This window comes from Vibrio sp. S234-5 (genome assembly GCF_000960595.1).
In the GTDB taxonomy this organism is placed as follows: Bacteria; Pseudomonadota; Gammaproteobacteria; order Enterobacterales; family Vibrionaceae; genus Vibrio.
In genome coordinates this window covers 90,072-103,159 of sequence record NZ_JZAM01000033.1, presented here as the reverse complement: position 1 = coordinate 103,159, position 13,088 = coordinate 90,072, and the positions used below count along the sequence as shown (strand labels likewise).

The 13,088-nt window shown below is 48.9% G+C and carries 11 protein-coding genes; 4 read left to right on the top strand and 7 right to left on the bottom strand.

Features of this window, described 5'->3' with window-relative positions:
* Nucleotides 1-72 precede the first annotated feature (72 nt).
* Entirely contained in the window at nt 73-1,404 is a 1,332-nt protein-coding gene (locus UF06_RS00540; RefSeq protein WP_045568695.1) for a ferric reductase-like transmembrane domain-containing protein, read from the top strand.
* A 43-nt stretch (nt 1,405-1,447) separates the two neighbouring features.
* Here the strand turns inward: UF06_RS00540 and UF06_RS00535 are convergent, their stop codons facing one another.
* Both UF06_RS00535 and UF06_RS00530 read right to left on the bottom strand, forming a co-directional pair.
* Nucleotides 1,448-2,038, bottom strand: a complete 591-nt coding sequence (locus UF06_RS00535) for a hypothetical protein (RefSeq protein ID WP_045568694.1) — start codon at nt 2,036-2,038, stop codon at nt 1,448-1,450.
* An 83-nt stretch (nt 2,039-2,121) separates the two neighbouring features.
* Complete coding sequence (locus UF06_RS00530) at nt 2,122-2,706, bottom strand: hypothetical protein (protein WP_242401969.1); 585 nt, start codon at nt 2,704-2,706, stop codon at nt 2,122-2,124.
* A gap of 493 nt (nt 2,707-3,199) precedes the next feature.
* On the opposite strand from UF06_RS00530, the gene UF06_RS00525 reads away from it, so the two are divergent.
* From UF06_RS00525 to UF06_RS00520, 3 genes are all read left to right on the top strand, one after another.
* Complete coding sequence (locus tag UF06_RS00525; RefSeq protein ID WP_045568693.1) at nt 3,200-4,780, top strand: ATP-binding cassette domain-containing protein; 1,581 nt, start codon at nt 3,200-3,202, stop codon at nt 4,778-4,780.
* A complete protein-coding gene (locus tag UF06_RS25435; protein WP_139046229.1) occupies nt 4,773-5,057 on the top strand; it encodes a hypothetical protein in 285 nt (94 codons plus the stop codon). The genes UF06_RS00525 and UF06_RS25435 overlap by 8 nt, the downstream gene beginning before the upstream one ends.
* A 247-nt stretch (nt 5,058-5,304) precedes the next feature.
* Nucleotides 5,305-7,005: a methyl-accepting chemotaxis protein gene (locus UF06_RS00520; RefSeq protein WP_045568692.1), complete on the top strand. Its 1,701-nt coding sequence runs from the start codon at nt 5,305-5,307 to the stop codon at nt 7,003-7,005.
* 83 nt (nt 7,006-7,088) lie between these two features.
* Here the strand turns inward: UF06_RS00520 and UF06_RS00515 are convergent, their stop codons facing one another.
* The 5 genes from UF06_RS00515 to UF06_RS00495 form a co-directional block, all read right to left on the bottom strand.
* Nucleotides 7,089-9,323 carry a glycoside hydrolase gene (locus UF06_RS00515; protein WP_045568691.1) on the bottom strand — a complete coding sequence of 745 codons (2,235 nt, stop codon included), beginning with the start codon at nt 9,321-9,323 and terminating at the stop codon, nt 7,089-7,091.
* A gap of 88 nt (nt 9,324-9,411) precedes the next feature.
* Nucleotides 9,412-10,242 (bottom strand): DUF2861 family protein, encoded by an 831-nt coding sequence (locus UF06_RS00510; protein WP_045568690.1) that lies wholly within the window; start codon nt 10,240-10,242, stop codon nt 9,412-9,414.
* Entirely contained in the window at nt 10,239-10,889 is a 651-nt protein-coding gene (locus UF06_RS00505) for a response regulator transcription factor (RefSeq protein ID WP_000821694.1), read from the bottom strand. The genes UF06_RS00510 and UF06_RS00505 overlap by 4 nt, the downstream gene beginning before the upstream one ends.
* Entirely contained in the window at nt 10,886-12,340 is a 1,455-nt protein-coding gene (locus UF06_RS00500; protein ID WP_045568689.1) for a DUF3404 domain-containing protein, read from the bottom strand. The genes UF06_RS00505 and UF06_RS00500 overlap by 4 nt, the downstream gene beginning before the upstream one ends.
* A gap of 163 nt (nt 12,341-12,503) precedes the next feature.
* Nucleotides 12,504-13,070, bottom strand: a complete 567-nt coding sequence (locus UF06_RS00495) for a cupredoxin family protein (protein WP_171816680.1) — start codon at nt 13,068-13,070, stop codon at nt 12,504-12,506.
* Nucleotides 13,071-13,088: the final 18 nt, after the last annotated feature.

Genomic DNA, 13,088 nt, shown 5'->3' with positions numbered 1-13,088 from the left:
ACCAAGATGAAACGCTGCTTTACATTAGGTTGGTTACTCTAAAATAACCTTAATAAAAAAGCGGAATTGGTTATGGATAGGGTTAAATATGGCATTTTTAGCGTGGTTGCGCTTGTCACACTGCTGTGGATTCAAGCGGAGCCATCACTACTCACCTCGGATAATTTCTTCCAATGGCGATCGGGATTAATACAGTATTCTGGCATTTTGTCTCTCATCCTGATGTCGACTGCGATGGTGCTGGCGCTGCGCTTGCCGATAATCGAGACTTGGACGCAAGGGCTGGATAAAGGATACCGCATTCACAAATGGCTCGGCATTGCCGCTGTGCTGCTTGGAGCGTTCCACTGGTTGGCATATCATTTGCCCAAGTGGTTGATTTCATTAGAGGTGATATCAAAACCTGTCCGGTTTAATGGCTCTGGCCCGAATGCGAACTTAACAGGCTGGGCACAGTGGTTGAAACAACTCAAACCAGTGGCACTGGAAGGTGGCGAATGGGGGTTCTATCTGTTACTCGCTCTGCTTGTGCTCTCGCTTTGGTCTGCTGTCAAGTATAAACCTTTTCGTCTCACTCACCGTTTAATGGCTGTCGTTTACTTGCTAGTGGCTTTTCATTCGTTTGTGCTGCTAAAACGTGCCTATTGGGGAGAGCCTATCTACTGGTTGACCACCAGTTTTCTTGTGGTTGGCTCTTTAGCCGCTTTGTACAGCCTTGCGGGATTGGTCGGACGCCGAGCGCGTTACTCTGCGTCGGTAAAAGCGTTACGCTACTGTGCGTTAAGTCAGACACTGGATCTCACGTTGGAAGCCGAGGCTAAGTGGCCAAGCCACCAGGCCGGGCAATTTGCTTATCTCTGTTTTGCCGGGGAAGAGCCGCACCCTTTCACCATCGCCAGCGCACCGAACGGCTCTCAGCTCAGGTTTTTGATCAAAGAGCTGGGAGACTTTACAACCGGGTTACATCAACGCTTAAGTCAGGGGGATGTTCTGCAAATAGAAGGGCCGTACGGCAAGTTTGAGTTTACCGCTGAGCGGCCTCAAATCTGGATTGGTGCGGGCGTCGGTATCGCGCCGTTTATGGCGGGCCTAGAGTGGTTCGCCAGTCAACAGACTCACCCGCACACGCATCTGTTTTTCTGTTGTCAGCAGGCAGAGCCAAGCTTGTGTGATGAACTTAAGCAAAAAGCGCAACAAGCCGGAGTGTCATTAACGATCATTGACGCAAGCAAGGACCTACTACTCTCGGCGCAAACCATTGCCCAGCAATGTGGGGATTTGCGTCAGTTCGAGTTCTATTTCTGTGGACCTGCGCCGTTTTCAAACGCATTGAAAAAAGCGCTCAAACCTTATCGAGTGAATGTTGATAAAGTTTTCCACGCCGAAAAATTTGTGATGCGTTAGAAATCAGTCAGCCCGTAAATCAGCGGGCTGACGGTTTTAGTGATTAAAAGCGATATTGGTAGTTAATAAACCACGTATCTTTGCCTTGAGGATAGATACTGATATCCCCCTGCAGGCGAGGAAAGAGGAGATGGGTCGTTGCCATCGACAAGAAGATGAGATTTACCCCAATCATATTATCGCGAAAAATCTCACCTTCACTTTTTTCATCTTCATCAATATTGATATTGTACAAGCCTAAAGCGCCTAGAGTTAATGCGCCAATGGCGCCAACTTTTCTATTTTCCATATCGAGTAGAAATAAGCCCGAGAGGCCTAAAAAGGTTCCAGCAGTGGCCGGATCTTTAGAGGCCCAATAAGAATAAGCCGCCGCTACCGACTCAATGAGTAGCATCGGGATGACCTCGTTAGATACAACATTCCAATTTTGCTGAGTGGTGCTATTGATTATGTAAGGCTTTGTTCCTACTAAATCTGGAGTAAAAGCCAATGGCTGTTCGGCATATTGGGAAAGCGGGATTTGCAGAGAGTCAGAGAGAAACGGCTCAAAATCGATGTCTGAGTTGGTGAGGGCTATTTCACCCAATGCGTGGCAATTAACCGAGAATAAGAGAAGAAGCAACAGTTTTTTCATTGTCTATCCCTAACATTGAAATTTTTCACAGGGAGCGTTGACTCAATGAACAACGCTCCCCTTTTTGCTTAGAGGATATCTATTTAGAATAAGTAGCTCAGATGAAAGTCAAAGCCACTACCATCAAATTTCTCTCCAGTCGAAGAGACTTTGTAATCAATGTTGGTGTATTTTGCGCCAACGGCAAAACGACCGATCGCTAGAGGAGCAAAAGCGTATTCGTACTGCACGGTAAAGCCTGCTGCGTCATCAAACTCGACTTCGCCATCGCAAACATTGGTTACTTTACACTCTAGTGTGACCGCCGTGTGGTAGGCGATACCTGCGCCAATTTTATGTTCGTTGAACGCTTTAAACGCGGTGAATTCTAGCGGAATGCGATCGAAACTCACATCGCCATTTGAAGCGGTGATGCTATCAAATTTGTAACCGATCGTACCGCGTAAAAGAAAATCTTGCGGAAGCGCTACATCAACGCCACCGAAGAGAGAAACACCTTGGTTCGCTTTGATTTTTTCACTATCGCCGTTATCGTAAATGCCTTTAAACAGGTCATCACCACCGAACCCATAGCCAATGCCTAGCACGCCTGATAGGCCGTTTGCATTCACTGTAGAAGACGCGATTAAGCCCAAGAGAAAAACTTTAGATAAAGCCAACTTTTTCACAGATAGTTCCTTATTGATATTTAACGTTTTAATAATATCTATACACATTACGATCACTTGTAGTTGTATTTGTGATGCATAGATAGGATGAGGAAAATATCATGTGATTCATTGCTTGATTTTATGATTATTCTAAATATCAATGGTGAATCACAAATTTATTGGTTATTGATAATATTGTTTTTTTGTTGCAGGTTGTTATCCCTATTTTGCTACACGCTTGACATCGCCATTGTTCAATTGTTAACCTCCCGACATCCTTTCTTTCGGAGATGACGCCAACATGGATATCTAACTTTTCTTATACCGATGATATTTCATTCGGCTCTTGGAGTTAGTTGGCGTAGTTGCGTTTCCGTCTATCTGAAAATCTAAATTAGTTTAACCTTGTTTACTCGATGCTCCGTGCTATTTTTTGCGGGGATTAGCACTCGGGTCTGAGGGTAATTTTAGCCGACTGACTTCTTACTGTTTTTAATAGTAAGGGGGTCTCATGCCCAATATTCATGCTCATCAGTTGAGCTTTCAATTAAATAGTGGTGAATGGTTATTCCATTCGCTGGATTTTCATTTGCCTGCTGGAAAGAGTGGTTTAGTCGGGCGCAATGGCGTCGGAAAATCGGTGTTGCTACAACTACTCATCGGTAAACTCACCGAAACATCAGGCCATGTCCATGTTGGCGCAACGATAGGCTATTTTGATCAAAATATTCACGAGCAAGAACGTGATACAACGATCGCGACCTACTTAGGCATGGCAGAACAACTGGCAGCCTTGCGCGCCATTGAGGCTGGGAGTGTGGACGCTAAACACTTTACCCAGCTTGGTGAGCAGTGGAACATCGTTGAAACGATACAAAGCATATTAGATGAGCTGAGAATCACGCTGCCAGCTGAGGCGAGCTGCCGTGAATTGAGCGGCGGGCAGTTTACTCTTTTAAAGCTCAAGCGCTTGTTTCTGGCGTCAAGTGATGCCTTAGTGTTGGATGAGCCCAGCAATCATCTCGACACATTGAGCAGAGAGTGGCTGATAACTCAGTTACGAAAAGAACAGCGTCCAATTTTAGTCGCCAGTCATGATCGTGCCTTGTTGATGGAGATGGATCGTATAGCGCGTTTGACTTCAGAGGGGTTACATTGGTTTGAAGGTAACTATGCGGCGTACCATAGCCAGTGGCAATTACAGCAACAAGCACTAGAGAGAAAAGTCGCCCAACTGAAAAGCGAGCAGAAATCGATAGCGCGAGAGTTGCAAAAAAGCCACGAAAAAGCGCAACAGCGCGCAACTCAAGGGCGAAAAGCGCTAAGAACAGGTAGCCAGCCGAAGATATTGATGGACGGCAAAAAAAACAGTGCGGAAAAAAGTCGCTCTGCAACTGTCATCAATGGGAAAAATCAACTGAAACGTAATCAGCAGCAGTTGTTGAGTTTGTCAGCAAAAAGAGTGCTCGAATCGCCAACCGCAATCTATCTGGCTGATGTTGAGAGCAATAAAAATCGGCTGCTGCTGAGTGTTGAGCGCTATCGCTCTGGCGGTGCACATCATCCGTTGTTGGACTTTCAAGTTAGGCAATTTGAGCACCTGTGCCTAAGTGGTGCCAATGGCTGTGGTAAAAGTCGCTTACTCAAAGCGATTGCGGGGTTGCATCAAGAGTATCAAGGTCAAATCAAGCTCAACACATCGGTAGTTTATTTAGATCAGGATTATCGTTTGCTTGAGCTTGAACGCAGTGTGCTGGAAAACCTCATCGATTTTTGTTTAGGCTTGAATGACAACGATGCGCGACTGCTGTTGGCAGGAATTGGTTTTCGTGGTGACTCGGTACATCGAAAAGCGCGACATCTGAGTGGCGGGGGAAAAATGAAACTGGCGATGCTGATGGTTAGCCATGTTGACGGCGATCCTTTGCTGCTATTGGACGAACCCGATAACCACTTAGATATCGAGGCGAAATCGGTGTTAGCCTCTGCGTTGCGCGATTATCGTGGGGCTTTGATTCTCGTCAGTCACGACGACTATTTCGTTGAGGCCGCAAAATTGGACAAAGAGTGCCGCGTGGAGTCGCTTGGCTAGTAAGGCGTTGTACTTAAAGGTAAGTGCTCTGATCCAACATGGCGGCCATTATGATGTGGCTAGCACCATCGCGCGTTTGGAGGAGAGCCTGAAATCACAAAGTGAATCGGGTTTTCCGCCGATTGAATACAGCTGGGGAGCAGCTACACGGTTGCAACATCTCTGTGGAGACTCGGTTGAAGCATTGCTCTCTGAAGCGGATGAGGCGATGTATCTTTGTAAGAAGCAGCGGCGTAAATTGCGACAAAGCTCGTCTCCTGAGTCTCATTTCCAATGACAGTCAGTCCCGGTGACTGGCTTTTTCTTAACCTAAAGAGTTATTCATTCATCACTTAATTAGCTTGTTCTACTTTAATCATGGTCTAAAATGAAAGAATCAAAAAAGAGATGGGAAGACGATCCACACTTTGGATGATGCGTGAATTAGAACGACTTCAGTCGTCTGGCTTATAGAGTTTTTCGAGCTTTGGAGATGGGGCTAGCATTTACCAAGTTGGTTTTATTTTGCGCAAGGACGAATGAATATGAAATGGCTGAACAATTTAACGATAACGCAAAAAATGAGTAGCTTGGTCGGCGCACTACTGAGCCTCATCATCCTTGTCTCTGCGTTTGCGGTCACTAAAATGGAGAAAGTTGCTCTAGAGATAGACAGTATCGCCAATAATAATATTCCTTTGACCAAAGTTGTCACTGACTTAACCGTTCACCAGCTTGAAAGCGCGGTAATGCTGGAAAAGTTGCTGCGTTTCTCTCAGATCCCGCTTGAGTCCTCTGCGAACGAACAACTGCAATATCTCAACAAGTTGCGGCTCGGTGTCGACAAGGGGCGGCTAGAACTAGAGAAAGCCAACCAGGCGCTAAACATCGCTTTACAACAAAACGTCATGCCAGAAGTTCAACGTTATTTACAAAACTTAGAGCGAGATTTTCAAGCGTTGCAGCAAGAACAAGCAAGTTTTGAGCGTCAACTGAATAAACTGCTGGCAGAGTTGCACAAAGGCGTTGCTGCGGCTGAACTCGTTACCTTAGCCGCAGAGTTAGAAGCCTATACAGAGCAACTGGATCATCATTTAATTGAGGTGTTGGGCAAAATTGAAGCGGCAACGATTCAATCGATTCACATAGCCGAACAGGAAGAAAAAGAAGCGCTGAGTGGTATGTTGCTCCTCTCTTTGTTTGCGTTAGCATTCGGCGCAACATTGGGTCTGTTGTTTAGCAAGCAGATCGTTAAATCGGTGGCCTATGCAAGAAATCTCGCTTACAAAATCGCTCATGGCGATCTCACTCAACGAGCTCAGGTGGATTCCAAAGATGAAATCGGTCAGTTGCTAACACACATGAACAGCATGGCTCAAGCGCTTGAAAGCATGGTAGGAGAGGTTATCGATCGTGCTAACACGATTGCATCTACGGTTACCCAACTAACCGCTGTGGCGGATAGCAACCGTCGCTCTGTTGAGCGACAACAGCAGAATATGGATCAAGTGGCGAGTGCGATGCATCAAATTGCCGCGAGCATTACCGAGGTTGCCAGCAGTGCGGAAGAGGCAACGACCTCGACAGCAAGAGCGGATGAAAATGTCAAACACACTTGCGTTGTGATTAGTCAAACCCAGTCCCTGTCTAAAGAGTTAGTGGAAAGCGCGCAAAGTTCGCAAAGAATCATAGAAGAGCTACAAACTAGTACCGAGCAGATCCAAAACTTTGTCATGGTGGTCGAAGGCATTGCTGAGCAGACTAACTTGCTCGCGCTAAATGCGGCAATAGAAGCGGCTCGTGCTGGCGAACAAGGACGAGGTTTTGCTGTGGTGGCCGATGAAGTGCGTGCGCTTGCCTCGAGAAGCCAACACGCGACACAAGAAATCGGTAATCTCATCAACACCCTAGTTGTGCGCGCTGGCACGGCGGTAGATATGATCCACTCTAGCGATGAAAAGATCGAGAGCAGTTTTGCGTCTATCGAAGAAGCGAAAGTGCAGCTGGATGTGATTTCAAATGCTCTTGCTGAATTGATGGAAGCGAATACCCAAGTTGCAGCGGCGAGTGAAGAGCAGGCAGTATCTGCAGAAGAAATAAGTAGCAACCTCAACGGTATTCGCGACGCTGGTGAAATTGTGATGATGAGTTCTAATGAAACATCCCAAGCCAGTGAGGACTTAGCGCAGCAAGCACAAGCATTGAGAATGCTTATGGGCAAGTTTGTGGTCAAACAGTCAATATGAATACAAATAAAGCCGCCGTTTACACCACAGAGTAAATGGCGGCTTTGTTTTTTTGCCTTGGATACAAAGCGCTGATCCCGCACTTATGGCATTGGTGCCCAAGTCAGTGTTTGCCCATCACTGCGCTTGGCCAATAGGCTGTGTGGCGCGATCACTTCTCCTCCTGCGAGCTTAAACGGCTGCGCGCTAAAATTTGCACTGAGAATCGAGCCATCACTATAGCGCGTTTGCTGCACTTGGCCTTGCTTATCCAGCCAGCGAAAATCGACCAAGGCTTTATCCCACAACTGCTCATGCAAGGGCAAAAAACCTTGTTGATAGTGCTTGAGCTGCTCGATACGCGCGGAGTTTTTATGCGTTTCATCGCGGCTTAAATGCACCATCGCCGGAGTGTTAAACAGCATGGCACGCAAATCACGCACGGCTTTGATATTCGAAAACTTCAAACTGTCGCTGTGCCAGTGGTGGCTACTGATCAGCTCGTCATGAAACACCGCTTGATAGAGCGGCACTTTGTACTCTGGGGCAAAAAGTAAGCTGCGATAAGGCTCTTTGACTTGCGCTGATTTAAAGAAAAAATCCGGCTTTTCATCGGGATACCAGTTGCCCAAATAATAAGGTGACTGCTTGTCACTCTTCATCGCTTGGTCTGTCCAGCCAAAGCCGACTGTTTCCATACCATGAGCAAACACCAGCCCTTGAGTGGTCAGGGCATTGCCATCTTCCGATCCCAAAATCAGCTTCGGCGTGTTTGCAATATCCTGCATTCGGGTGTTAAAGGCGGCTAGCATCGCGGTTTCGTTGCTGCGCGAGCGGTAATCTTCACGCGCCATGGCGGTGCCATCCACATCGAGAAACAGGCTGTTAAAGCGCCCGAAATGGAGAATATCTTGCACGCGCTGTTTAACGTAACCGAGTTCACAGGCGGGATTGAGATAAAAGCCGTTACCGCGAAAGCCCAGTTGCAACGTGCCATCGGCTTTTTCAATCGCGCAGTTTTCGCGCATGCGATCCGGCAGCTGCGCGGTCAGCCAACTGTCGTTGATGCCTTTTTCAATCGCGGTATTGTATGAGTCATACACGCCAATCAAATAGCCGGCTTGTTTGGCGCTATCGACCACTTGCGGCTGATAAAAGGCTGGCATCCAGTTATCAAGACCTAGCCAGAGTTTGCTTAATCCTGCTTGCTGAAGGGTGCTGATCATGGGTTGCGCTAACCCTTGTCCCCAGTGATCGCTTGGTTTGAGGTATGCGCCAGCGTGTTCAGTCAGCCAAGCTTTGCGCTGCTGCGCGGCTTGGTACTGCGCTTGAATGGACGATGGGTCGGCCTTGAACTTCTGGTTCAAGGCTTGGTTTATCTCACCGACCAGCAATTTTTTCTGATACTGATTAAGCCAGTCTTGGCCTTTTTTTAGGCTCGCCAATTCCTTTTGTAACGCTGGCGAAGGGGTAAATTCAGAGCGCCAAAACCAATCGCGCAGTCCCCACCAATCCCGCACATCTTGCACTGCGATTAAATCACGCCCGAATAGATAGACGTGGCTTGCGCCAATCATTTTTTCGATCTGCGGATTTGCCTTGCGTTTTTCTGCAAGTAAAACACGCAGCCCCGCCGCTTCGCGCCAGTCGCGATAAGCTTTGGCTCCTGCCAGCATCTCATCGCCCACGGTGATGCGCACGCTAAAAGGCTCACTTTGGTTCAGCGGGGTAAACCAGTGCTCGGCTTGCAAGTCCAACTTGTTTTGCTGCTCACTAAAGTTCAGCTGGTTATTGGTGGCGTTGAGCAGTTGATAGCTGATGAAGTGTTCGCCCTGTTGCGCGCTCCAGAACGGCATTTTGAGATCTTGCGTGGTATTGGCACCCGAATGATTGTCTATCAAATAACGTGTCCAAGTCGGGTTATCGGTCGGCACTCGCATTCCTTCGTCAAACGGCAGTAACAGCGTTTGGGTCGATGCTTCACTGAGATCAAACCAGCGCAGTGCTTTAGGAGCTTGGCGTTCAATCCCACGAGCACTTGGCCAGCGAAAATCGATGTTCAACCCTTGTTGTAACTGTGCAGACACTTGCACGCCACTTGGCTTGAGTGTCCATGTTGCTTGCTCGGCGCTTTGGGTTAATTGCGTTGCCTGTTGTGTCTGCCCGTCAATCTGTAGGCTGCCTTGGTTGATAGCGAAAGTTTGTGAGTCTTGCTTGAGGCTGATGGCCAGTGTGTCGGGGTCAATCTGCCAGTGCTGATCGCCCTGTTTTAAGGTCAACGCAAAGCTCGGCGCGCTCACCAGCAGCAGTAGCCCCAGTGAGGAAAAGGTCAATTTCATATCGGTCTCCTATCGAGTAACCCAGATATTTAACCTCGTCCATCGATAGGTTTTGTCACCAGTATGTCTTTCCCTCTTTTGCCTGAACTTAGTCAATGGGTATCGTCAGGCGCTGCATTTGCTCCACGCGAATGGTGCCTTGGTATTCACTTTGGATAACGCTGAGGCTACGCCAGCGCGCTTGAGAAGGGGCTGTGGGTGGGGCAGGAGGCTGATCACGGTTGACGGTTTGTGAGTGCAGCAGGGTAAAGTTTTGATCAAAAAATTGCCAACGAGCCAGTGACGATGCGCAGCCCGAAGGCGTGGCGGGGAAGCGGATAGTGAGATCGGCCGCGCTGGATTGTTCAATCCACGGTGTGCTGGAAGGGGCCGAAATCAGCAACGCCATGCGTTGCTCGCCCAGAGTGAGCCAATAGACACCTGCGGCATACGGCGAAAGCAGATCGCGACTTTCCACTTCGGCGTAATCGGCAGGCGCAAGCTCTGCTGCTAACAAGGTTGCACCTTGCGCAGAAGCCAGACGCACCGCCAGCGGCTGGGTGAGGTTTTCGGCGCTCAGCCTCACTTGGTAGCCTTGGAATGTCTGATTGAACTTATGAATAAAAGTCACCGCAATCGCGAGATCGTTAGGCGATGTGCTTGGAAGTGCTTGTCCGCATTGGGTTTGACTGAGAATGACCTCTTTAATTGGTTGCCAAAAAGGCTCGGCTACGGGCGTGGTAGACAGTGTGTGGATGAGCTCGTGCCACGCTTGCGTGGGATGCCCCTCAACCAATAGCTGGTAACTGCTTTGCAGCGGTGTGGTGCGAAACCAAGCATGGGTGGGGCTTGGAGGCGTTTCCGCTATCGCGGCGCCGCTTACTAACGCGCTGAGCATACCAAGTTGCGTAACGTGATTGCGAAAAGAGGCGCAGATCATACGGAGGCTCCTTTGAGGCGATAACCCACGCCACGCAGGGTCTCGATATCCAGTTGCGGCAGCTTTTGTCGCAAATGCAAAATGTGGTTATCCACGGTGCGCGTGGTTGGGAAATATTGATAACCCCAAATAAGATTGAGCAGCTCATCACGGTGATAAACGCGCCCCGGATTTTGCAACAGCATCAACAGCAGTTGAAACTCTTTCGGTTTGAGCTCAACCGGCGTTTGGTTATGCAGCACAGATCGATTAGCCACATCGACCACAATATCCGCGTAGCTGAGTACGCTACTGCCGAGCGGGCGCAGTTGCGCTTCGATGCGTGCCAGCAACTCTTGGTGGGAAAAGGGCTTGAGCACATAATCTTTCGCCCCCGCTTTGAGCCCTTCAATCCGTTGCTCCACTTCAATTTTGGCGGTCAGTACGATCACTGGCAGGGCTTTAAGCATCAACCAGTGCGGCAGATGTTTCAGGCTGTCACCATCGTGCAATTGCCGATCCAAAATCACCAGATCGGTACTGAACCAGTGCTTTTCGACCTGTTGGCTCTGCGTTACCCACTCACATGCATAACCATGGTCATGCAGATAATCGCGCAGACCTTGGCCGAGTAAGGTGTCATCTTCAATCAGCAAAATACGCTTCATAGCGGCAGCTCCAAAATACAACGGGTTGGATGACGACGGATAACCAGTTTGCCGCCCATTTGGGTGATGAGTTTTCGCACCAACTGTAAGCCAACGCCCATGTTATCTGTGTTTGGGCGCGAGTGAGTGTCTTGATGCCTCGAAAGTCGTTTGCACAGACGTTGGTAGAAAGAGGGAAATTCACCGCAATCTTCCACTTCAATGCGCAGCGTTTGTGCAACCACACTTACCGTCAGGCGAATGGGCGGCGCGCCATGTTGTTTGGCATTGCTGAGTAAGTTGGTGATGCACAGCCCAAGCCAGTAATAGGGCAGTGCGAGTATTGGGTCGTGTTTGAGATGAAGCTCAACCTCAAAGTCCTCAATGCAATGCTCGATAAAGTCACTCAACTGCGCTGGGTAGCGCGCCATAGTATCGTGGCTCGGGCTCAAGTAGTGGCGACTGGTCTCGCTCAGTTGTGCTAGCCGCTGATGATCGGCCATTAATCGCCATAAGCTCTCTTGCGCCTTGGGGGATAACTCATCAAATTGGCCGCGTAGTGACTCGACGGTAAACCCTAAACTGGTGATGGGCGTGCGCAGTTCGTGAGTCAGCAGTTGCAAAATAAAGCGCCGCTCGCGCCCTTCTTGATAGCGCAGCCAAAGTGAACGCAGCGCAGCGCCAAACGCAAGCAACACGCCGATAACCAAACCGCTATACAGCAGCGCATGACTGCTAACGCGCTGATTAAAGCAGAGGTTACTGTAACGTTCATCGCAAGGCTTTTGCGCTTGATAAGGCTCAAGTGTGAATGGCAGTGGTGCGGTGAGTGCGCGCCACTGCACGCTCGAAAGCATATGCCAGCCCGCTTCGCTGCTTAGCCACAGCTCATCATTTGGCGCAAGATAGAGACGAAAACCGTTGAGCAGTGCATCCACTCCGGCAGCGCCCGGTCGTTGCCACAAGGTATGTAACGGATGATAGCGACTCGCCAAAGTAAAACGTGTTGGATGCGTCGAAGCAAAGCTTGCCTGTTCTGCATCCGGTAAGTGTTCAATATAGCGATCTGCGTAGCTGCCTCCCGCCGGATGTTGCCACGCAACACGCTGAAACCACTCTGCGCCGAGCGGCGTTTGGCGACATAACGCCAACTCAAATTCGACCGCTTTCGCCAAATACGGCGAAGAGGAGTTAAGCGGCTGGCACTGCTCGGCCATGGCGGCTAAATCCGCGATCTCTTGCCAAGTATATTGAGTAAAATCAGGATATTGACTATGACTGCTGAGTAGCGCAAACGGGTATTGATTGAGGGTTTGGCTCGCCACCAGTGGCGTGCTTTGCTGCTCAAGCGCTGCGCGATAAAAAATCGACCAGCGCTGAGTTTCAGGCAGGTCAATATTGGCCAGTGCGGGCACTGCCCATAAGCTACACAGTAAGAGGCTTAACCAGCGGTGATTCAGCAGCAAGGTCATGATCTAAACACTTAGAATTGGGTTCATGCCAATAGTAGTGGCTCAAGACGGAGATTTGTAATCTCTATGTCAACAAATGTGTCGTTCAGAGCAAAACGAGCGGCAGATTGTTCACATTAAGGAAGATATCCACCGCTCGATTGGTAAAAGTAAAACGATGTGCTTATAACTCGATGCTTTTCACCATCCCCGCTTCGGCGTGACCTGGGATGTTACAGGCAAACTCGACTTTGTTATCGCCATGGAAATGCCACAACAACTGTTTGGCTTTGCCTGGTTGAACCGTCACCGTGCTGCCGCTGTCATGTGCATGGCTACCCATTTGTTTCATCATTTCACGGTGTTTTAGCTGCTCAGCCGCGGAGCCAATCGAAAACTCATGGTCAATTTTGCCTGTGTTCATCACAACGAACTGCACCACGTCGTTTGGCTCAATCGTCACTTCTTTTTTGAAGGTGATCTTCATGTCATCGCTCAAAATTACGTGCGCCACTTTATCAGGCTTCGCCCCTTTTGCTGGCATGCCAACGTCAGACATGCCTTCCATACCCATCATTGATGAGTGATCCATTTTCATGCTGCCTTCTTTCATGTTGCCGTGATCCATTTTGCTGTGGTCCACTTTTCCATGATCCATCTTAGAGTGGTCCATTTTGGAGTGATCCATGGTGTTGGCCAATACTGCGGTGGCAGAGAAAGTCAGTACGGCTGCAATCACTGTTTTTGTCATCTTGTTCATGGTGGTTTC